Below are 21,229 nucleotides of genomic sequence, written 5' to 3' on the forward strand. Positions count from 1 at the left end.
GCCGCCGGACCCCTCTTCATGAAGGCCCCCACTCACACACGTGAGCGGGGGCCTTCAACACACCCACAACCAAACAACCACGCACGCCCAGCCACGAACACCCACACACCCCAACACGGCGGCTCGGTACCGGCACAAGCTGCGTGCCCTACGCCGGCTCCACGACCCGCTCGTGCTCGACGCGCGGCGTCAGCGGCTCGACGGCGTTCAGGCGAGCTCGGGCGTCGTCCGGCAGGCCGGTCCGGATCGCGGTGACGGCCGCATCGAGCTGTTCAGGCCTGCTGCCACCGAGGATGGGCTTGACGGCAGGCTGGTGACCCGCCAGCCATGCCAGGACGACCTGGCCGCGGGTCAACCCCAGGGCTCCGGAGACCTCGTCGAGAACGGCGAGGCGACGGTCCGTTCCCGGGTGCTGGAACTCCTCGGGGATCTGCTTGGCGGGGTTGTCGTAGGCGCCCGACAGGAGCGGTGTGTACGCCCAGATCTCCAGGTCGCCGGACGAGGCGGCGAGGTCGAGATGCTCGTCGGTGAGGAACCCGAAGCGGTGCCCGGCCCCTGGCATGCCCGGGCGGGGATGCAGGTACGAGTAGCTGTACTGCAGCGCACGCACGGGCTCGCGCCCCTGGCCGAGCGCTCGCGTGCGGGCGGTCGCGACCCGCCAGGCCGCATGGTTCGACATGCCGAGCCGCGTCGCGAGACCGCCGTCGTGCAGCGCCGAGAGGGTATCGGCGACGTCCTCGATCGGGACGGTCCGATCCTCCATGTGAGCCCAGGCCAGGTCGACATGGTCCGTGCCGAGGCGGCGGAGACTGCTTTCGAGCTGGGCGCGCACCTCCCGGCTCCCGAGGCCCGTGCGTGACGCGGGCCAGCGGCCGGCGATCACGGGTTCGGCGCCGAACTTCGTGGAGATCCGCACCCGCTCGCGCATGCCGGGACGAGCCGCGAGCCAGCGGCCCAGGACCTCCTCGCTCTGCCCGCCGTAGCCGGTGTCACTGTCCCAGAACGCATAGCAGTCCGCGGTGTCGATCCATGTCCCACCCGCCTCCACGAACCGGTCGAGCAGGTCGAACGCGGTCCGTTCGTCGACAGTGGTGCCGAACTTCATGGCCCCGAGGGCAAGGTTCATCGTGTCCATGACGAATAGCGTGCGACCTGGAGCGCGCTCCAGGTCAAGCGGTGAGGACCGGCATCATGGATCCATGACCGATACCTCGAGCACCCGTACCTACACGCCCGCGGAGGCCGCGTCCGAGTCGGGGTTCAGCATCGACACCCTGCGCTACTACGAGCGCGAAGGCCTGCTCGCGCCGATCTCCCGTACGTCCGGTGGCCGGCGGACCTACTCCGAGGCCGACCTGGGATGGCTGGGCCTTGTGCGCTGTCTGCGGGACACGGGCATGCCGATCGCCGACCTGAAGCAGTATGCGCAGCTCTGCCTCGACGCCTCGACCATGGATGAGCGGCTCTCCCTGCTCCAGGAGCACGACCGGCGGGTGCAGGAACAGGTCGACCTGCTGGTGGGGCAGCAGGAACGCCTGCGGGAGAAGATCGGCTGGTACCTGGCCAACGGTGCCACGCCCGCCGAGCAGGAACGAGCGTCTGCGCGGAGCTGATCCCCGCCGCACATATCCACACACCAACTGGTCCCCAGTGTGTGCACCGGCCATGGCATGGCCCACCGTCCAACGCGCCGGCGACGGCGGTTCCACGCTGTGGAATCCTGGTTCTGCCCCGCGGATCGGTGACACCGCGGGGCGACCCGGTTCACCGAGACGTGAGGAGCCACGTGGCAAGCAGCACCGGCGGCGTGCAGACCGTCGAACGCGCGATCGACCTGCTGGAGATCATGACGGATCTCGGGGGCGACGCGACCTTGAGCGAGCTCAGCGACCGGAGCGGGCTCCCTCTCCCGACCATCCACCGGCTGCTGCGCACCCTGGTGCAGCGGGGTTACGCCCGCCAGATGCCGTCGCGCCGGTACGCGCTCGGGGCCGGGGTGCTGCGGCTCGCGGACGCGGCCGGCCGGCAACTCGGTGCCGCGGCCCGTCCGCACCTCGAGCGGGTCGCCGCCGCACTCGGCGAGACCGCGAACCTCGCGATGTTGGACCACGAGATGGCCGTGTACGTGGCGCAGGCGTCGTCCACCCGGTCCATGCGGATGTTCACCGAGGTGGGGCGCCGGGTCCACCTCCACTGCACGGGCGTGGGCAAGATGCTGCTCGCCGCGCTCCCCGAATCGCAGGTCCGGGCCATCGCGGAACGCACCGGGCTGCCCGCCGCGACCGACCACTCCATCACCGACGCCGACGAGCTCGTCGCCGAGCTGGACCGGATCCGCGGGCGCGGCTATGCGATCGACGACGGCGAACAGGAGATCGGCGTCCGCTGCTTCGCGGTGGCGGTGCCCGGGGCGCCGCTGGCGACGGCGCTGTCGGTGTCCGGCCCGGCGGCCCGGGTGCCCCGGGAGTTCGCCGACGACGCCGTGCCCGTGCTGCGCGAGGAGGCGGCGAGAGTGGGTGACCGGCTCGCCGGACGCTAGACTTTCCACGATCAGAATACACAATTCCGCATAGCGGAATCTTGAGCGAGGAGAGTGTCGACGTGGAGACTCCGGACGGTATCGAGATCACCGGCGAGATCGGCGAGCGGTACGAGGAGGTGCTCACGCCGGCCGCCCTGGAACTGATCGTCAGGCTGCACCGCGAACTGGCCGACCGGCGCCTGGAACTGCTGGAGGCCCGCGAGCGCCGCGTCGAGGACCTCGCGGCCGGCGGCACGCTGGGATTCCTGGAGGAGACCCGCCACATCCGCGAGGACGACTCGTGGCGTGTCGCGGACCCGGCGCCGGGAATCGTGGACCGCCGTGTCGAGATCACCGGCCCCACGGACCGCAGGATGACCGTCAACGCGCTCAACAGCGGCGCCAAGGTGTGGCTCGCGGACCAGGAGGACGCGAACACGCCCCGGTGGAGTTCGGTGGTCGGCGGTCAGCTCAACCTGCTCGACGCCATCAACCGCACGATCGACTTCACGGCGGAGAACGGCAAGACGTACGCGCTGAAGCCGGACGCCGAGCTCGCCACCATCGTCATGCGCCCGCGCGGGTGGCACCTCCCGGAGAAGCACGTGCTCGTCGACGGGCGTGAGACCTCGGGCTCACTGGTCGACTTCGCGCTCTACCTTGCCACGGCGGGCATGCGGCAGTTCGCCAAGGGCCTGGGCCCCTACTTCTACCTGCCGAAGATCGAGTCCCACCTCGAGGCGAGGCTCTGGAACGACGCGTTCGTCCTGGCGCAGGAGTATCTCGGCATCCCGCAAGGCACGATCCGCGCCACGGTGCTCATCGAGACCTACCCGGCCGCGTTCGAGATGGAGGAGATCCTCTACGAGCTGCGTGACCACTCCGCCGGCTTGAACGCGGGCCGCTGGGACTTCATGTTCTCCGTCATCAAGTCGTTCCGGACGCGCGGCACGGAGTTCATGCTGCCGGACCGCAACGCCGTGACGATGACGGTGCCGTTCATGCGCGCCTACACCGAGCTGCTGGTCAGGACGTGTCACAAGCGCGGCGCGCACGCGATCGGCGGCATGGCCGCGTTCATCCCGAGCAAGGACGAAGAGGTCAACGCCACGGCCTTCGCCAAGGTGCGCGAGGACAAGACCCGCGAGGCCGGCGACGGTTTCGACGGGTCGTGGGTGGCGCACCCCGGCATGGTGGAGCTGTGCAAGGAGGTCTTCACCGACGTCCTGGGCGACCGGCCGAACCAGATCGACCGCACGCGCGACGACGTCGAGGTCACCGCCGAGCAGCTGCTCGACGTCGCCGCCACTCCCGGCGACATCACGGAGACCGGCCTGCGCAACAACATCTCGGTCGGGATCCAGTACCTGCGCGCGTGGCTGGGCGGGCTGGGTGCCGTGGCGATCTTCAACCTCATGGAGGACGCCGCCACGGCCGAGATCTCCCGCAGCCAGGTCTGGCAGTGGCTGCACAACGACGTGACGCTCGCGGACACCGGGCGCCGGGTCACGAAGGAGCTCGTGCACGAGCTCGTCGCGGAGGAGATCGCGAAGCTGCCCGGCGACGCCGCCGGCTACGAGGAGGCGAAGCAGACGTTCCTCGAGGTCGCGGTCGCCGACGAGTACGCGGACTTCCTCACGCTCCCGGCGTACCGCCGCATGGACTGACACCGCATGGACTGACGCCGTACGGACCGTGGGCCCGTCCACGCGGTCCGGCCGCGCCGAGGTAGTACCTTCGCCCTGAAGGCCGCTACCTCGGCGGGGCCGGTTCCCGCAGAGGCAGGGCCCGTGCGACGAGGAGGTTGCGATGCCCGACAGGACGTCCGGTCGGACGGCCGCACGCGCGTCCGACGCGGCGCTCGCCGCCGTGACGGCGGACCTCTCCGCCGCGCTCGGCGGCGAGCGCGTCATCACGGACCGCGCACGGCGCCGGACCTACGAGTGCGACGGGCTCGCCGCCTATCGCGTGGTCCCGGGGCTGGTGGTCCTGGCACGGGACGCCGCCGACGTCGTGACGACCGTCCGTGCCTGCGCCACCCACGGCGTCCCTTTCGTGGCACGTGGCTCGGGGACAGGCCTGTCCGGCGGTGCGCTGCCGCACTCCGAGGGTGTGCTCGTGGTCATGTCACAGATGCGGGCCCTGCGCGAGATCGATGTCCGCGCCCAGCGCGCCGTCGTCGACCCCGGTGTCATCAACCTGCAGCTCACCGCGGCCACCACCCCGGACGGCCACTACTTCGCGCCCGACCCCTCCAGCCAGTCCGTGTGCTCGATCGGCGGGAACGTCGCCGAGAACTCCGGTGGAGCGCACTGCCTCAAGTACGGCTTCACCACGAACCACGTCACCGGGCTGGACCTCGTCACGCCCGCGGGGGAGCAGGTCGAGATCGGTGGCAAGGCGCCCGACCCGCCCGGCTACGACCTGCTCGGTGCGCTGGTGGGCAGCGAGGGCACGCTCGGGGTCGTCACGGCGGTGACGGTCCGCCTCACGCGGCTGCCGCAGGAGGTGCGGACCCTTCTGGCCGCGTTCCGCACGATCGACGACGCCGGCGCCGCCACGTCCGCGATCATCGCGGCGGGCGTGATCCCCGCGGCGATCGAGATGATGGACGCCCTGTCCGTCGAGGCGGCGGAGGAGGCCGTGCACTGCGGCTACCCGGCCGGTGCGGGTGCGGTGCTCGTGGTCGAGCTCGACGGGCACGCCGCGGACGTGGCCGGCGAGTTCGACGACGTCGTGCGGCTGTGCGAGGACAACGGTGCGTTCGAGGTGCGGGTCGCGGCCGACGACACCGAGCGAGCGCTCGTCTGGAAGGGCCGCAAGTCCGCGTTCGCGGCGGTGGGGCGGATCAGCCCCGACTACATCGTGCAGGACGGCGTCATCCCGCGCACCGCGCTGCCCCAGGTGCTGCGGCGGATCACCGAACTGGGCGATGCCGCCGGGGTACGCGTGGCGAACGTGTTCCACGCCGGCGACGGCAACCTGCACCCGCTCGTGCTGTTCGACGGGTCGCAGGCCGGCGCCGTGGAACGCGCCGAGGGCGTCGCCGGCGGGATCCTCGACCTGTGCCTCGAGCACGGCGGCTCCATCACCGGCGAGCACGGCGTGGGGGCCGACAAGGCCAAGCACATGCCGCGCATGTTCACGGCCGAGGACCTCGGCGTCATGCAGGCGGTCCGGTGCGCGTTCGACCCGGACAACCTCTCGAACCCCGGCAAGATCTTCCCGACCCCGCGGCTGTGCGGGGAGCGGCCGGGGCGCAAGCAGGGTGAGCATCCCCTGTCGGAGGCCGGCGTGGCGGAGGTGTTCTGATGGCGCGCCCCGCACAGGAACCGGACCCGGACCGGATCGCCGACCGCCTGCGGGAAGCCGATACGGCCGGCGAGGTCCGCGAGGCCGGGCCGGGCGACGTCGTCGACGGGGTCGCCACGGCGGTCGTCGCACGGCCGGCGACGGTCCACGGCGTGGCGGCCGTGCTGCGCGAGGCGGCGTCGCAGGGACTGGCCACGGTCGCCCGGGGCGGCGGAAGCGCGCTGGACTGGGCCGCTCCGCCGGAGCGGGCCGACCTGCTCCTCGACATGACGGGCCTGGACCGGCTCGTCGAGCACGAGGCGGGTGACCTCGTCGTGGTCGCGGAGGCGGGCCTCCCGGTCGCGGCGCTGCTGGAGGCCACCGGCACGGCCGGCCAGGAGCTCGTGGCGGACCTGCCGCCCCGGCGGCTGTCCGGAGGATCGACCGTCGGCGGCGCGCTGGCGACCGGCGTGTCGGGGCCCCGGCGCCTGCAGCGGGGAGCGCTGCGGGACCTCGTGCTCGGCGCGACCGTGGTGCTGGCCGACGGGACGGTGGCGTCCAGCGGCGGCAAGGTCGTCAAGAACGTCGCCGGGTACGACCTCGCCAAACTCGTGACCGGTTCCTACGGCACGCTCGGTGTGGTCGTGCGGGCCGCGTTCCGGCTGCACCCGGTCCGGCCCGCGCGCCGCTGGGTGGTGGCGGCCGGTCCGCCGGCCGACGCGGCAGCTCGTGCGCGGGACGTGGTCACGTCCCAGCTCGCTCCCGCCGCGGTGGAGATCGACCGTCCGGCCGGTTCCCGGGAGGTCACCGTCGCGGTCCTGCTGGAGGGTCAGGAGACCGCCGTCGTCCGGCGTGCCGCGCAGGTGGCCTCCCTCACCGGCGGCGACGTGCGGACCGGTCCACCGGCCTGGTGGGGGGCGCTGCCCGACGACGGCGGATCGGGCGCGGCGCCTGCGCCGAACGCGGGCCGCGCCGCGGGAGCAGCCGGCCCCGCGGTCCTCGCGAAGGCGACCGCGACCCTCACGGGAGTGGGTGAGCTGCTGGCGGCGGCGCGGGAGGCGGAGGACACGCACGGGGCGGGGGTCGCCGTGCGCGGGACGGCGGCCGGCGTGCTGTACGTCGCGATCGGTGAACACCCGGCCGGCGCCGCCCGGGACGAGGGGCCGTCAGCCCCGGGAGAACTCGGCCGCCGGGACGACGGGCCGTCCGGGAGCGCGACCGGTTCGGAGCGGCCGCGGGCGGCCGCGGGGCTCGATCCCGCGGTGGTGGCCGCCGTCGTCCGCGTGCTGCGGGCCGCCGCGCCGTCCCCGCGGGACGGGACCGTGACCGTGCTGCGCGCACCGCGGGACGTGCGCGAGGCCGTGGACGTGTGGGGGCCCGTGGGCGGGCTGGACCTCATGCAGGCGATCAAGCGGCGGCTGGATCCGGGGCGGAACCTCGCGCCCGGGCGGTTCGTGGGAGGAATCTGATGAGCGAGACCAAGCCGGACCTGCTCGGGTCGTTCGACGGCGGCCGCCCGGGCGCGTTCGACGAGCACCACCCGCCGTCGCGGGAACTCGTGGACGACTGCGTCCACTGCGGCTTCTGCCTGCCCGCCTGCCCGACCTACACGCTCTGGGGTGAGGAGATGGACTCACCGCGCGGACGCATCCACCTGATGAAGCAGGGGCTGGAGGGGGAGCCGATGTCGGCGTCGCTCGTCGGGCACGTCGACGCCTGCCTGGGGTGCATGGCGTGCGTGACCGCCTGCCCGTCGGGCGTGCGGTACGACAAGCTGGTCGAGGCGACGCGGGCGCAGGTGGAACGGCGCGGCACCGGCCATCGCCCGCGCGGGCTGCGGCTGCTGCGGGCGGCCGTCTTCGCGCTGTTCCCGCATCCGCGCCGGCTGCGAGCCGTGCGACCGCTGCTGTCGCTGTACCAGCGGACCGGACTGTCCCGGGTGGTGCGGCCGGTCCTGGAACGGCTCTCGCCGTCGCTGGCGGCGATGGAGTCGGTGGCGCCGCCGCTCGGGCGGGCCGAGCCGGTGCCGCCGCTCACCCGGGCGTCCGCGCCCCGGCGGATGACCGTGGGGCTGCTGCTCGGATGCGTGCAGCGCGAGTTCTTCCCCGGGGTCAACGCCGCCACGGTGCGCGTGCTCGCGGCGGAGGGATGTGACGTCGTCGCGCCGTCCGCCCAGGGCTGCTGCGGGGCCCTCTCGGTGCACGCGGGGCGGGAGGCCGAAGGCCTGGCCTACGCGCGCGCCCTCGTGGACGCCTTCGCGGACGCGGGCGTGGAGCGGGTCGTGGTCAACTCGGCGGGCTGCGGTTCCACGACGAAGGAGTACGCGGACCTGCTGGCCGACGACCCCGCCTACGCCGGGCGTGCCGCCGAGTTCGCGGCGAGGGTCCGGGACGTCGCGGAGATCCTCGACGAGCTCGGACCCGTCGCGGCACGGCACCCGCTGCCGCTGACGGTCGCGTACCACGACGCCTGCCACCTGTCGCACGCCCAGCGGGTCCGGTCACAGCCGCGGCGGCTCCTTCGTGCCGTGCCAGGGCTGGTGCTGCGGGAGATCGCCGAGGGCGACCTGTGCTGCGGCTCCGCGGGGATCTACAACCTGACGCACCCCGAGCCGGCGCGGGAGCTGGGCGACCGGAAGGCCGTGAACGTGGCCGCCACGGGCGCGGACCTCCTGGTCACGTCCAACCCGGGATGCCTGATGCAGATCGCCGCGGCGACCGGGCGCCAGGGTCGCACGATCGCGACGGCGCACCTGGTCCAGGTGCTCGACGCCTCGATACGCGGCGCCGGACCCGAGACGCTCGCCGGGACGGTGACGGACGTCGCGCGGACGTGACCCGGAAGCGGCCGGGCCTCGGTGACGGCGCGTGGGAGAATGGAGCCCGCATCTGCCGCCAGAGAGGACCACAGTGAACGATTCGCCCCCTGACCAGGGGAATGACCGCGAGGGCAACCGATCCGACCGTGACGGTCAGGGGCACCGGGGCCCCCGCCGTGACGGCCGGGGATACGGTGACCGGCCGCGGCGCGACCTCGGCGCCGACAGGCGTCGCGACGAGCGCGGTGACGACGGCCGTCGTGACGGGTTCCGTCGCGACGATCGCGGGCATGACTCCGGGGACCGTCGCGGCGGCGGGTTCCGGCGTGAGGGTGATGGCCGGGGCGGGTACGGCCGTCGTGACGGCGGTGCCCGTCGTGACGACCGTCCGCGCCGCGGCGACGACGAGCGCGGACCGCGCCGGGACGACCGCGCCGGTGACCGTCCGGGCGGCCGCTACGGCGAGCGCCGGCAGCGCGACGACCGTGGGCCTCGCTGGGGTGATCGCGGCCGTGACGGCCACGGCGGGCGCAACGACGGCCGTGACGACCGGTCCGGCGGCCGCGGCTACGGCGAGCGTGTCCGCCGGGACGACGATCGCGGACCGCGCCGCGAGGACGGCGGTTCCGGGGGCCGGCCCCGCCGCGACTTCGGGGCGGACCGGCGCCGTGACGACCGGGACGGCGGGTTCCGTCGCGAGGACGGCCGCGGTGGGCCGCGGCGCGGGTACGACGGTGACCGCGGCCCCCGACGGGACGACCGCACCGGTGAACGGCCCGGTACCGGCGGTTACGGTGATCGTCCGCGACGTGACGGCCGCGGTCCGCGCGGCGCGGGCCGGGGCGGCGACGACCGGGGCGGTCACGGCTACCGCCGCGACGACCGCGACCACGGTGACCGGCCGTGGCGCCGGCACGACGACGAGCGTGGTCCCCGGCGTGACGACCGGGGCTTCGGCGGCCGTCCGGAGCGGGACGAGCGTCGCTCCGGTGATCGCCGCGAGGGTTTCCGCCGGGACGACCGGCGGCACGACGATCGAGGTCCACGCCGGGACCACCGGCCCGACGGTGACCGCCGTGGGGGGTCCGAGCGTCGCGACGACCGCGGTTTCCGGGGCGATCGCCGAGGCTCGGGCGACGACCGCGGGCCACGTCGGGACTCGCGCGACGACCGTGGGACACGCGGAGGCTTCCGTGACGACCGCGGTCCGCGGCGGGACGACCGGGGCGGCGGCAGGGACTTCCGGGACGACCGGCGTGCGCGTGACGGCGACGACCGGCGTGACGGCCGTCCCGAGCGGGTGCCCGATCCGGAGATCGCCGAGGACGTGACGATCGGCCAGCTCGACCGTGAGGCGCGAGCACGGATGCGCGGGCTGGGCAAGGACAACGCGGAGAGGGTCGGGCTGCACCTGGTCATGGCCGGGCGCCTGCTCGACGCCGACCCGGAGACCGCCTACCTGCACGCCCAGGCGGCCGTGCGCCGGGCCGGCCGGATCGACGTCGTACGGGAGGCTGCCGGTCTGACGGCGTACCGGACCGGCCGCTTCGCGGAGGCGCTGCGCGAACTGCGGACCGTCCGGCGACTCAACGGCAGCTCGGAGCACCTGCCCCTGATGGCTGACGCCGAACGCGGGCTCGGACGGCCCGAGCGCGCGATCGCACTCGCCGCCACACCCGAGGCCGAGACCCTCGACGCCGCCGGGCGCACCGAGCTGGCGATCGTGGTCTCGGGGGCGCGGAGCGATCTCGGCGAGCACGATGCGGCGCTCGCCGTGCTCGACAAGATCCCCGCCGACGAGGCGCCCGGTGACCTCGGCCTGCGGGTCCTGCAGGCACGTGCGGTCGCGCTGGAGGCGGCGGGCCGCGCCGACGAAGCCGCAGCCGTGCTGGCGGACGTCGATCCCGAGGCCCTCGCGCGGGCGACGGGCGCCGAGGAACCGGAGGAGGACGTCGTCGTCTACGACGTCTACGACGAGGAGGCGGACGTCGACGACGCCGTGGACGAGCTGGCCGCGGACGAGGACGCCGCGGAGGGTGACGCCGCCGAGGGTGACGCCGCCGAGATCCCCGCCGACGCCCCCGTGCCGTCGGACGCGGAGATCGAGGCGGAGGTCGCCGAGATCCTCGCCGAGGCCGGTATCGACGACGAGGCCGCCGCCGGGGCGACGGACGCGTCCGCCGAGCCGCCTTCCGCTGGGGAGCCGGCCCCCGCCGCCGAGCGGGCCCCTGCCGACGAGCCGGGCCAAGCCGACGAGCCGGGCCACGCCGAGGAGACCGGCACGAACCAGGGCCCGGCGGCATGAGCGGACTCGTTGCCAGCCCGGTCCCTCTGGCCGAGGCGTACGACCTCGCGCTCGTCGACCTGGACGGTGTGGCCTACCGCGGCCACCTGCCGATCGATCACGCAGCCGCCAGCCTGACCACGGCGCGCGCGGGCGGGATGGCGCTCGTGTTCGTGACGAACAACGCCTCCCGCGAGCCCGAGGAGGTCGCCGCCCAGCTCACCGGGCTCGACATCCCGGCCGACGCCGACGAGGTGATGACCGCCGCCCAGGCGTGCGCCACCCTGCTGCGTACCCGGCTCGACCCCGGCGCGAAGGCGCTCGTCGTGGGCGGCAAGGGACTGGTCACGGCGGTGCGGGCGGCAGGATTCGACGTGGTGGCGTCCGCCGACGACCGTCCGGACGCCGTCGCGCAGGGATACGCGCCGCAGCTCGCGTGGGAGGACCTCGCCGAGGCGGCGTACGCCGTCGGGCGGGGCGCCTGGCACGTGGCGAGCAACCTCGACCTGTCGCTGCCCACGGCGCGTGGCCTCGCCCCGGGCAACGGGGCGCTCGTGGGCGCGGTCACCGCGGCGACGGGCGTGACCCCGTCGAGCGCGGGCAAGCCGGGGCCGGACATGTTCCGGATGGCCGCCGAACGGGCCGGGGCGGCACGCCCCCTCGTGATCGGTGACCGGCTGGACACCGACCTCGCCGGGGCGCGAGCCGCCGGATACCCGGGCCTGCACGTGCTGACCGGGGTGTCCACCGCGCGGGACGCCGTCCTGGCGAAGCCGGGCGAACGCCCGTCCTTCCTCGGGGCGGACCTGCGAGCGCTCCTGCAGCCGCATCCGGAGCCCGTGCACGACGGCGGCTCCTGGGTGTGCGGCACGGCGTCCGCCCGGGTGGAGGACGGTGTGCTGCGACCGGTCGAGGGCGAGGGCATCGATCTCGTCCGGGCGGCCTGCGCGGCGGCCTGGGCGGCGGCGGACGCCGGCCGGCCGGTGACGGCGGTGCCCGACCTGATCTGACGGAGCGGGGCCCTGCGGCGCGTCCGACGGCGTGCCCGGTGGCCGCCCGGCCCCGGCACGTGCCGGGCGAACGTGCGGCGCGCGCCTGCCCGGCAGTGTCAGGTACGGCAGGTACCGTGTAGTCGCGGCGCTGTCGCAGCATGTCATGTCCCAGTCCGGCACGAGAGGGTGACCGAGTGACCGAGTCGTACGAGTCCGAGCCCCGCGACGGCGGCTGGGACGTGGACGCACAAGCCTTCGCCGGCACGTCCGTGATCGGTGGGGGACACGCCGACGGAGCCCCGGCGGGCGGTCCCGGCGTGGAGCAGGGCTCCGAGGCGGTCGTGGAGCAGGCGCTCCGCGCACTGGACGGGCTGGACGAGCTTCCGCCGGCGGAGCACGTGCAGCGGTTCGAGCAGGTGCACGAGGCCCTGCGCGCCCACCTGAGCGGCGACGCCTGAGTCGTGGCGACGGTGATGACAGCGCGCGCCCGCGTGGACGCCGAGCTCGTCCGGCGCGGCCTGGCCCGCTCGCGCCGCCACGCGGCCGAGCTCGTGGCGGCCGGCCGGGTCTCGGTCGACGGCCGGACGGTCGCCAAGCCGTCCGCGGCGGTCGCGGACGACGCCGGTGTCGCGGTCACGCCCGGTGACCCGGGGGAGGCCGCGTACGCCTCGCGTGCCGGGCTGAAGCTCGCGGGCGCGCTCGACGCCCTCGCCGCGGGCCGGCCTGCCGGTACCGGGTCCGGCGTCGCCGGTGTCACCCGGGCCGGGGACGTGTTCCTCGTCGCCCCGCCAGGCCCCACGACCGCGGCGTCCACCCCCGCGGCTCCCGTCCTCGAGGGCGCGTGGTGCGCCGATCTCGGGGCGTCCACCGGCGGGTTCACCGACGTGCTCCTGCGGCGCGGGGCCACCCACGTGGTCGCGATCGACGTCGGCCACGGACAGCTGCTGGAACGGCTGCGCGAGGATCCCCGGGTCACCGTCGTCGAGGGCAGGAACGTGCGCGACCTCGGCCCTGCCGACCTGGAGCGCGCGCCCGACGTCGTCACGGGGGACCTCTCGTTCATCTCACTGACCCTCGTGCTCCCCGCGATCGCCGCCGTCCTGGCACCGCGCGGCACCGCGCTGCTGCTGGTCAAGCCCCAGTTCGAGGTCGGGCGGGAACAGCTGGGCCGGGGCGGCGTCGTCCGGGACCCGGCCCTGCACGCGACCGCGATCACGACCGTCGTCCGCGCGGCCGAACACGCGGGCCTGCGGCTGCGCGCGATCGTCCCCAGCCCGCTGCCCGGCCCGAGCGGGAACCGCGAGTTCTTCGTGTGGCTCGTGGCCGACGACGAGGTCCCGGCCGTCGGCCCACGGCAACTGTCCGACGCCGTCACGGCGGCCGTCGCCCCCGGCACCCTGGACCGGAACGGCCGGGTGCCCGCCGACACGCGGCACCACCACGATCTGGAGCAGGCATGACACGGCGGGTGCTGATCGTCACGCACGGCGGACGCCCCGCGGCCGTCGCGGCGACCACCGAGGCGGTGCGCGAGCTCAAGGCGGCGGGCTTCGACCCGGCCCTGCACGACGACGCGCTCACCGAGGACTTCGGCGACCACATGGACGTCGCACGCCTGCGTGAGGGCGTCACCGAGTCCGAGCTGGTCATGGTGCTCGGCGGGGACGGCACCATCCTGCGGGCCGCGGAGCTCACGCGCGGCACCGACGTGCCGCTCCTCGGCGTGAACCTGGGCCACGTCGGCTTCCTCGCGGAGTCCGAGCGGGACGACCTGCACGCGGCGGTCGAGCGCCTCGCGGCACGCGACTACACCGTCGAGAAGCGCGCGTGCGTCGAGGTGGACGTGCACCTGCCCGACGGCGGCGAGGTCCTCTCCGGCTGGGCGCTGAACGAGGTGACCATCGAGAAGGGACTCGGCGGGCGCATGCTGGAGGTCGGGGTCAGCGTGGACGGGCGACCGCTGTCCTCCTTCGGCTGCGACGGCGTCGTGATGTCCACGGCCACCGGATCGACGGCGCACGCCTTCTCCGGCGGCGGGCCGGTGATCTGGCCGGACGTCGACGCCGTGCTGTTCGTCCCGCTGAGTGCGCACGCCCTGTTCGCCCGCCCGCTGGTGGTGGGGCCCCGTAACGAGATCGGGGTGCGGGTGCTGCCCGCGTCGGCCGTGCCCGGGGTGCTCACCTGCGACGGGCGGCGGCGGATCGACGTGCCGCAGGGGTCCAACGTGCTCGTGCGGCGCGCGGGCGAGATCCGGCTGGCGCGGCTGAGCCAGGCGCCGTTCACCGACCGGCTGGTGTCGAAGTTCGACCTGCCCGTCGCGGGCTGGCGCGAGCGGGCGGTACGGTCTGATCCGTCCGGACAAACTTTCGAGCGTGGTGAGGAGTGACGTGCTCGAGGAGATCGCTATCGAGAACCTGGGCGTCATCCGCGGCGCTCGCGTGCCCCTGTCCGAGGGGCTGACCGTCATCACCGGTGAGACGGGCGCGGGCAAGACGATGGTGCTCACGGGACTGAACCTGCTCATGGGCGGGAAGGCCGACCCGCAGTCGGTTCGTCCGGGCGCCGACCGCGCGGCCGTGGAGGGCAGGATCCGCGTGTCGGGGCATCCCACGGCGGCGGCGCGCGTGGACGAGGCCGGAGGCGAGTTGGAGGACGACGGCACCGTCGTGGTGCTGCGCACGATCGCCGACGGCCGCTCCCGTGCCCACCTGGGCGGCCGTGCCGTCCCGCAGGGCGTGCTCGCCGAGATCGCGGACGACCTCGTCACCGTACACGGGCAGGCCGAGCAGCTGCGCCTGCGCACGAGTGCCAAGCAGCGCGACGCGCTGGACGACTTCGCCGGGCCCGTCCACCAGGGCGTGCTCGCCGAGTACCGGACGGCCTGGTCCGAGCGCGCGGGCCTGCTGACGGAGATCTCCGGCTCGGAGGCCAGGGCCGCGGAGCGGGCCCGCGAGGTGGAGCTGCTGCGGATCGGGCTCGAGGAGATCGAGCGGGTCGATCCGCAGCCGGGCGAGGACACGGAGCTGGCGGCGCTGATCGAGCGGCTGTCGAACGCGGAGGCGCTGCGCGTCGCGGCGGGCGAGGCGCACCAGGCGATGGCCGGAGAGGACGAGACCGGCGCGCAGCGCAGCGCGATCGCGCTGATCGAGGCCGCGCGCAGAGCGCTGGAGGGCGGCGCGCGGTCCGACCCGGCGCTGGGCGAGCTGGCGACCCGGTCCGCCGAGGTCGGCTACCTGATCAACGACCTCGCGACCGACGTCGCCGCCTACCTGGACGATCTCCAGGCGGACCCCGGTGGCCTGGAGGCCGCCCACGCGCGCATGGCCGACCTGAACGGGCTGACCCGCAGCTACGGCGAGACGATCGACGACGTGCTGCAGTGGGCGAGCGACGCCGGCCTGCGCCTGCTGGACCTGGACGACGGCGGCGACCGACTGGAGTCCATGAAACGGCGCGTGGCCGAGCTCGACGCCGAGCTGGACCGGCTGGCGGGCGTCCTCACCGAGGCGCGCACCGCGGGTGCGGCCGAGCTGGCCGAGGCCGTCACCGCCGAGCTGCACGGCCTCGCGATGGGCGGTGCGCACCTGGAGGTCACCGTCGCGCCGGCGGACACCCTCGGTCCGTACGGCGCCGACCAGGTCACCATGCTGCTCGTGCCCCACCCGGGCGCCCCGCCGAGTCCGCTCGGCAAGGGCGCCTCGGGAGGTGAGCTGTCGCGCGTCATGCTCGCGCTGGAGGTCGCGCTCGCCACGTCGCCGCACAAGCAGGAGAGCGGGACGCGGGACGGCGCCGAGGCCGCCGCCATGCGGCGGACCTTCGTGTTCGACGAGGTCGACGCCGGGGTCGGCGGGCGCGCCGCGGTCGAGGTGGGGCGGCGGCTGGCGCGCCTGGGACGCACCACGCAGGTCGTCGTCGTGACGCACCTGGCGCAGGTCGCCGCGTTCGGCGACGCCCACCTCGTGGTCACGAAGTCGACGGGCGACACGGCGGGCGACGACGATGCCGGCGACGGGATGATCACCGTCACGGGCGTGCGTGAGGTCACGGACGAGAGCCGTGTCGTCGAGCTGGCGCGCATGCTCTCGGGCCAGGACGACTCCGCCACCGCTCGCCGGCACGCCCTGGAGCTCCTGGAGTCGTCGGTCGTGGGACGATGAGGGCGATGAAGCTCATCCTGACCAGGCCCGGCCAGCGCGACGAGGAGCGGGCGGACCCCGGCGGGCCCGTCACGGGGCCCGCGCGCGTCGGGAAGCGGACCAAGGAACTCACCGGCCGCCTGAACCCCGGCGACGTCGCCGTGATCGACCACGCGGACATCGACCGCGTGGCCGCCGACGCGCTCGTCGCCGCCCAGCCGGCCGCCGTGCTCAACGCCGCCCGGTCCATCTCCGGCCGCTACCCGAACACCGGTCCGGCGATCCTGCTCGAAGCCGGCATCCCGCTGGTCGACGACCTCGGGCCCGCCGTCATGGCGCTCGACGAGCGCACCCCGCTGGAGATCCTCGAAGGCCAGGTCATGGCGGGCGGCGAGGTCGTCGCCAAGGGGGAGCGTCAGACCGCCGCGTCGCTCGAGGAGGCGATGACCGCCGCCCGAGAGGGACTGTCGGTGGAGATCGAGCGGTTCGCCGAGAACACCATGACGTACCTGCGCCGCGAGCGGGACCTGCTGCTCGACGGCGTCGGCGTGCCGGAGATCCGTACCTCCATCGCCGGGCGTCACGTGCTCATCGTGGTGCGCGGCTACCACTACCGCGAGGACCTCGCGATGCTGCGGTCGTACGTCAAGGAGAACCGCCCGGTCCTCATCGGCGTCGACGGCGGTGCGGACGCGATCATCGACGAGGGCTGGAAGCCCGACATGATCGTGGGGGACATGGACTCCGTCTCGGACCACGCGCTCGCCAGCGGCGCGGAGGTCGTGGTGCACGCCTACCGGGACGGCAAGGCCCCGGGCCTGGAGCGCGTGCGAGAGCTCGGCGTGGAGCCCGTCGTCTTCCCCGCCACGGGCACCAGCGAGGACATCACGATGCTGCTCGCCGACGACAAGGGCGCCGAACTGATCGTCGCCGTCGGCACCCACGCCACCCTGGTGGAGTTCCTGGACAAGGGGCGCGCCGGGATGGCGTCGACGTTCCTCACCCGGCTGCGCGTGGGAGGCAAGCTCATCGACGCGAAGGGCGTCTCCCGGCTGTACCGCACCCGCATCTCCAACACGCAGCTCACCATGCTGTCGCTGGCCGGCGTGTCGGCCGTCCTGGCGGCCATCGCCGCGACGTCCGCCGGCCAGACGTTCTTCGGCATCCTGGGCGCGCGCTTCGACGACCTCTGGTCGTGGCTGGGTAGCCTGTTCGGCGGCTGACCCGCCGCACGTCTCCACCGTCCGTCCCTCCACCGCCGTATCGTGTCCCCACCCGCAACGTCGCACCGCGGGCCCCCGACCCGCCGCCCGCGCACAGAAATGAAGGACCTTCGCCCCTCGTGATCGATTTCCGCTACCACCTCGTCTCGCTCATCTCGGTGTTCCTCGCGCTCGCGGTGGGCATCATCCTGGGAGCGGGGCCACTCCAGGGGGCGCTCGGCGAGACCCTCACCCGGCAGGTCGACACGCTGCGTGAGGAGCGCAACATCCTGCGCGCCCAGCTCGACGACACGACGAGCAGGCTGGCGGCCGACGAGGCCTTCCTGGCCGCCGCCGCGCCACGGCTCCTGGACGAGACGCTCACCGGCCGCCGCGTCGCCGTCGTCGGCCTGGGCGACGTGCCCTCCAGCGTCCGCTCGGGCGTGATCGACCAGCTCGAGACGGCCGGGGCCGAGGTCGTCGTCAGCGCGAAGCTCCCCACCAACTGGACCGACGTCGACGAGGAGTCCACCCGGACGACCGTCGCCGACGGGCTGCGGAACACGCTCGCCGACGCCGGCGTGGAGACGATCGAGGACAACGCGGCCGCCACACTGGCCTCGGCCGTGACGCTCGCGCTCACCGGCACCGACTCCACCGGCGAACGCAGCACGACCGCGCTGGACCTGGAACAGCAGCTCGAGACGTTCGGGCTGCTGCGGACAGCCGACGACCAGCCCGTCCCGGCCACCTCCGTCGTCCTCCTGTCCACGGCCGCCGAGCCCGGCGCGGTGGAGGACACCGAGGCCGAGCCGGAACCCGGCGAGTCGGAGACGGCGACCCTCGAGCCCGCCAGCCCCCGCTACGTCGGCGACGTGTGGACCGGTGTGGTCGTGGGCGTCGAACAGGTCGCCGGGACGGCCGTGGTCGCGGGCCCCGCTGCCGACGGCGACGACGTCGTGCAGCGCGTACGCTCCGACGACGATCTCGCACGCGAGGTGAGCACCGTGAGCGAGGTGACCGAACTGGCCGGCCGGATCACCGTGCCGCTGGCGCTCGCGGCGGCCCTCGCCGGACACGTGGACCAGTACGGCACCGAGCCGGACACGGCCGTGATCCCGCCGATGCCCGAGGACTGACCGACGAAGGAGCGCTGACATGGGAGCTTTCCGGTTCGCCGCCGCGGCCCTGGCCGCGGGCGCGACGACCGCGTGGGCACGGGGGCGGCTCGACGACGCCGTGCGCTCGGGCGCGCTGAAGCACCTGCACGACAAGGTCGCGACCCCCGAGGCATGGACCCGGACCAACCACCGCGGTGAACCCGTCAGCCTGCTGGAGGGGCCGGCCGTGGCAGCCGGCCTCGTGGCCGGGTCGGTCGTGGCCGGCGGCCCCGCCGCGGGGCCGACGGCCTTCGCGACCGCCACCGCCGGGGCGTTCGGCGTGATCGACGACGTCGCCGAGGACGCCGACACCGCCGCGAAAGGGCTGCGCGGGCATCTCGGTGCGCTCGCTCGCGGCCAGGTCACCACGGGTGGGCTCAAGGTCCTGGGAATCTGCACGTCCGCTCTGGTCGCTGCCGCCGCCGGGACCCCGCGCCGGGGCGGCGCCCTCGCCCACCTGGTGGACATCGGGGTCAACGGCGCGCTCATCGGCGGCACCGCGAATCTGGTGAACCTCTTCGACCTGCGGCCAGGGCGCGCGCTGAAGGCGGCGACCGCGGCGAGCCTCGCCGCCGGGATCGTGGCGGGTGCCGGGACCCCGGGCCCGGGCGCCACGCCGACAGCGGGCGCGGCCACCGGAGCACTGCTCGGCGCCGTCGCCGCGGCCGCGCCCGCCGACCTCGGCGAGCGCGACATGCTCGGCGACGGTGGCGCCAACGCGCTCGGTGCGATCGTCGGCGCCCAGCTCGCCTTCGGCGCCCCGCGCACGGTGCGGCTCGCCGCGCTGGCGGGCGTCGTCGGCCTGACGCTCGCCTCCGAGAAGGTGAGCTTCTCCCAGGTCATCCGGTCGACCCCGTGGCTGCACCGGATCGACATGCTGGGACGGCGGCCCGCGACCCCCGTCACCACCGGACCCCGGGACGCGGCCGCTCCGGCGGCGACCCCGGCCGCTCCGGCGGCGACCCCGGCCGCTCGGGCGGCGACGAACCCGGCCGCCGGGGAGCCCGGCGGCACGCCTTGACGAGATCCGGCCTCGCGCGGGCCGCGCTGCTCGTCACCGCCGTCACCCTCGCGAGCCGCGTCGTCGGCTTCGGGCGCTGGCTCGCCCAGGGCCACTGGGTCGGCAACGGCACCTTCACCGACGCGTTCAACGCCGCGAACCTGCTGCCGAACGTCCTGTTCGAGGTCGCGGCCGGCGGGGCGCTCGCGGGCGCCGTCGTCCCCCTCGTGGCCGGGCCGCTCAGCCGCGCGTCGCTCACGGGCGAGGGCACCGACTCCGACCGGGAGCAGGCATCCCGCTCCGCCTCGGCACTGCTCGGCTGGACGCTGCTCGTGCTCGTGCCCGCCGGCGGGCTCATGGCGCTGCTCGCCGGACCCGTCGCCACCTGGCTCGTGGACGGCGAACTGGTCGGCGTCGTCGCCGCGTTCCTCCGCGTCTTCGCCCTCCAGGTGCCGATGTACGGCATCGCCGTCGTCCTCGGCGGCATCCTTCAGGCCCACCAGCGGTTCTTCTGGCCCGCGTTCAGCCCGCTGGTCTCCAGCCTCGTCGTCATCGGCGCGTACTGGAGCTACGGCGCCCAGCTGTCCGAGCGAGGCACCCAGGATCTCGCGGAGATCCCGGCCCGCGCCCTCGACTGGCTCGCCTGGGGCATCACGGCCGGTGTCCTCGCCCTCGCCCTGCCGCTCCTGCTGCCCGCGACGCGCACCGGGCTGCGGCTGCGGCCCACGCTCCGGTTCCCGCAGGGCGAGGGCCGGCGCGCCGCGCACCTCGCGTTCGCCGGTGTCGCGGCCCTCGTGGCGCAGCAGCTCGCCCTCGTCGTCGTCATGAAGGTGGGTACGGACCTGGGCGGGTACACCACCTGGCTGTACGCCTACAACGTCTACCTCCTGCCGTACGCCGTGCTCGCGTTCCCCATCGCGACCAGCGCCTTCCCGCACTTCACCGCCCATGCGGCGGCCGGCCGCCGTGACGAGTTGCGCGCCCTCGTCGCCGGCACCACCCGTACGCTCCTGGTGGTCACCGCGGCGGGCGTCGCCGCCCTCGTCGCCGCCGCGCCCGCCGTCGAGCTCGTCTTCGACCTCCTCGTCAGCGGCGACGCCCCCGGCATGGCCTCCGCCCTCGCGTGGATGGCGCCCGGTCTCGTGGGCTACGCGCTGGTCCTGCACCTGTCGCGCGCCCTCTATGTCGTCGACCACGGGCGCGCCGCGGTCACGGCCACCGCCACCGGCTGGGGCGTCATGGTGGCCGCCCTGCTCGCGGTCTGGGTGGGGCTCGGCGGGCCGGGTGCCCCCCGGTCCGGGGACGCGTCACCGGGGACGCCGGCGGCCACGCTCCTGGACCGCCTCGTCGTGGTCGACGGCGAGCCGGCTCCCGCCCTGGTGCTCGGCGCGCTCGGTGCCGCGGGGACCCTGGGCATGGCCGTCGCCGGCGCCGGACTGCTGGTCGCGGTGCGGCGGTACCTGGGGAGTGCGGCGCTCGCCGGGACGGGGCGGACGGGGCTGGCGCTCGTGGCCGGGGCCGTGCTCGGGGCGGCCGCCGGATACGGCGCCGGGTATCTGATCCGGCCGGAAGGGCTGCGGATCGACCCGGGCTTCGTCGCGTACCCCGGCGGGGACCGGCCGTTCGTGGTGGGCGAGTTCGTCGCGGCGCTCGGCTCGGGACTGGCGGCAGGGGTCGTGGCCGCGGCCGTCGTCGTCACCGTGGCGGCGATGTCCGACGGTGGTCTGCGCGCACGGCTCCGGCAGCTGACCAGGCGGTGAACGGCCCGTGGTCGCGCGGCGACCGCGGTGTGACACGAACTACGCGAGTTCTTCGCGCGTTTTCC

The 21,229-nt window shown here is 74.6% G+C and carries 18 protein-coding genes; 17 read left to right on the forward strand and 1 reads right to left on the reverse strand.

What is annotated here, in order from left to right; genetic code table 11:
- Positions 1-148: 148 nt before the first annotated feature.
- Entirely contained in the window at positions 149-1,135 is a 987-nt protein-coding gene (locus J0911_RS01750; protein ID WP_207273682.1) for an aldo/keto reductase, read from the reverse strand.
- A 64-nt stretch (positions 1,136-1,199) separates the two neighbouring features.
- Here J0911_RS01750 and J0911_RS01755 point away from each other — a divergent pair, with 64 nt between their 5' ends.
- From J0911_RS01755 to murJ, 17 genes are all read left to right on the forward strand, one after another.
- Complete coding sequence (locus J0911_RS01755) at positions 1,200-1,613, forward strand: MerR family transcriptional regulator (protein WP_207273683.1); 414 nt, start codon at positions 1,200-1,202, stop codon at positions 1,611-1,613.
- Between the two features lie 173 nt (positions 1,614-1,786).
- A complete protein-coding gene (locus J0911_RS01760) occupies positions 1,787-2,539 on the forward strand; it encodes an IclR family transcriptional regulator (protein WP_307864865.1) in 753 nt (250 codons plus the stop codon).
- Positions 2,540-2,601: 62 nt separating this feature from the next.
- Positions 2,602-4,188, forward strand: a complete 1,587-nt coding sequence (gene aceB, locus J0911_RS01765; protein ID WP_207273684.1) for a malate synthase A — start codon at positions 2,602-2,604, stop codon at positions 4,186-4,188.
- Between the two features lie 142 nt (positions 4,189-4,330).
- The gene (locus tag J0911_RS01770; RefSeq protein WP_207273685.1) at positions 4,331-5,833 is read left to right on the forward strand and encodes an FAD-linked oxidase C-terminal domain-containing protein; all 1,503 of its coding nucleotides are present in this window, start codon (positions 4,331-4,333) and stop codon (positions 5,831-5,833) included.
- Complete coding sequence (locus tag J0911_RS01775; RefSeq protein WP_207273686.1) at positions 5,833-7,281, forward strand: FAD-binding oxidoreductase; 1,449 nt, start codon at positions 5,833-5,835, stop codon at positions 7,279-7,281. The genes J0911_RS01770 and J0911_RS01775 overlap by 1 nt, the downstream gene beginning before the upstream one ends.
- Positions 7,281-8,648: a heterodisulfide reductase-related iron-sulfur binding cluster gene (locus tag J0911_RS01780; RefSeq protein WP_207273687.1), complete on the forward strand. Its 1,368-nt coding sequence runs from the start codon at positions 7,281-7,283 to the stop codon at positions 8,646-8,648. The genes J0911_RS01775 and J0911_RS01780 overlap by 1 nt, the downstream gene beginning before the upstream one ends.
- Positions 8,649-8,776: 128 nt before the next feature.
- Positions 8,777-9,961, forward strand: a complete 1,185-nt coding sequence (locus J0911_RS01785; RefSeq protein ID WP_207273688.1) for a hypothetical protein — start codon at positions 8,777-8,779, stop codon at positions 9,959-9,961.
- Entirely contained in the window at positions 9,931-10,935 is a 1,005-nt protein-coding gene (locus J0911_RS01790; protein ID WP_207273689.1) for a hypothetical protein, read from the forward strand. The genes J0911_RS01785 and J0911_RS01790 overlap by 31 nt, the downstream gene beginning before the upstream one ends.
- Positions 10,932-11,924 (forward strand): HAD-IIA family hydrolase, encoded by a 993-nt coding sequence (locus tag J0911_RS01795; RefSeq protein ID WP_207273690.1) that lies wholly within the window; start codon positions 10,932-10,934, stop codon positions 11,922-11,924. The genes J0911_RS01790 and J0911_RS01795 overlap by 4 nt, the downstream gene beginning before the upstream one ends.
- 176 nt (positions 11,925-12,100) lie before the next feature.
- A complete protein-coding gene (locus J0911_RS01800; RefSeq protein ID WP_242636153.1) occupies positions 12,101-12,364 on the forward strand; it encodes a hypothetical protein in 264 nt (87 codons plus the stop codon).
- A 15-nt stretch (positions 12,365-12,379) separates the two neighbouring features.
- Complete coding sequence (locus tag J0911_RS01805; RefSeq protein WP_207273691.1) at positions 12,380-13,366, forward strand: TlyA family RNA methyltransferase; 987 nt, start codon at positions 12,380-12,382, stop codon at positions 13,364-13,366.
- Complete coding sequence (locus J0911_RS01810) at positions 13,363-14,292, forward strand: NAD kinase (RefSeq protein ID WP_207273692.1); 930 nt, start codon at positions 13,363-13,365, stop codon at positions 14,290-14,292. The genes J0911_RS01805 and J0911_RS01810 overlap by 4 nt, the downstream gene beginning before the upstream one ends.
- Before the next feature lies 1 nt (position 14,293).
- On the forward strand, positions 14,294-16,063 hold the full coding sequence (gene recN / locus J0911_RS01815) for a DNA repair protein RecN (RefSeq protein ID WP_207273725.1): 1,770 nt from the start codon (positions 14,294-14,296) through the stop codon (positions 16,061-16,063).
- Between the two features lie 5 nt (positions 16,064-16,068).
- Positions 16,069-17,265 (forward strand): putative cytokinetic ring protein SteA, encoded by a 1,197-nt coding sequence (steA, locus tag J0911_RS01820; protein WP_207273693.1) that lies wholly within the window; start codon positions 16,069-16,071, stop codon positions 17,263-17,265.
- A 119-nt stretch (positions 17,266-17,384) separates the two neighbouring features.
- Complete coding sequence (locus J0911_RS01825) at positions 17,385-18,383, forward strand: copper transporter (RefSeq protein ID WP_207273694.1); 999 nt, start codon at positions 17,385-17,387, stop codon at positions 18,381-18,383.
- Positions 18,384-18,402: 19 nt separating this feature from the next.
- Positions 18,403-19,425 (forward strand): hypothetical protein, encoded by a 1,023-nt coding sequence (locus tag J0911_RS01830; RefSeq protein WP_207273695.1) that lies wholly within the window; start codon positions 18,403-18,405, stop codon positions 19,423-19,425.
- The gene (gene murJ / locus J0911_RS01835; RefSeq protein ID WP_207273696.1) at positions 19,422-21,164 is read left to right on the forward strand and encodes a murein biosynthesis integral membrane protein MurJ; all 1,743 of its coding nucleotides are present in this window, start codon (positions 19,422-19,424) and stop codon (positions 21,162-21,164) included. Before J0911_RS01830 ends, murJ begins: the two co-directional genes overlap by 4 nt.
- Positions 21,165-21,229 lie beyond the last annotated feature (65 nt).

Origin of the sequence: Myceligenerans salitolerans (assembly GCF_017349295.1) — a bacterium.
Classification (GTDB): domain Bacteria; phylum Actinomycetota; class Actinomycetes; order Actinomycetales; family Cellulomonadaceae; genus Myceligenerans; species Myceligenerans salitolerans.

What these genes read in the sequence shown, in the direction of transcription:
- J0911_RS01750 (WP_207273682.1), bottom strand. Translation starts at nt 1,135, where the DNA reads ATGGACACGATGAACCTTGCCCTCGGGGCCATGAAGTTCGGCACCACT.
- J0911_RS01775 (WP_207273686.1), top strand. Translation starts at nt 5,833, where the DNA reads ATGGCGCGCCCCGCACAGGAACCGGACCCGGACCGGATCGCCGACCGC.
- steA (WP_207273693.1), top strand. Translation starts at nt 16,069, where the DNA reads ATGAAGCTCATCCTGACCAGGCCCGGCCAGCGCGACGAGGAGCGGGCG.
- J0911_RS01810 (WP_207273692.1), top strand. Translation starts at nt 13,363, where the DNA reads ATGACACGGCGGGTGCTGATCGTCACGCACGGCGGACGCCCCGCGGCC.
- J0911_RS01795 (WP_207273690.1), top strand. Translation starts at nt 10,932, where the DNA reads ATGAGCGGACTCGTTGCCAGCCCGGTCCCTCTGGCCGAGGCGTACGAC.
- J0911_RS01805 (WP_207273691.1), top strand. Translation starts at nt 12,380, where the DNA reads ATGACAGCGCGCGCCCGCGTGGACGCCGAGCTCGTCCGGCGCGGCCTG.
- J0911_RS01770 (WP_207273685.1), top strand. Translation starts at nt 4,331, where the DNA reads ATGCCCGACAGGACGTCCGGTCGGACGGCCGCACGCGCGTCCGACGCG.
- J0911_RS01830 (WP_207273695.1), top strand. Translation starts at nt 18,403, where the DNA reads ATGGGAGCTTTCCGGTTCGCCGCCGCGGCCCTGGCCGCGGGCGCGACG.
- J0911_RS01780 (WP_207273687.1), top strand. Translation starts at nt 7,281, where the DNA reads ATGAGCGAGACCAAGCCGGACCTGCTCGGGTCGTTCGACGGCGGCCGC.
- J0911_RS01755 (WP_207273683.1), top strand. Translation starts at nt 1,200, where the DNA reads ATGACCGATACCTCGAGCACCCGTACCTACACGCCCGCGGAGGCCGCG.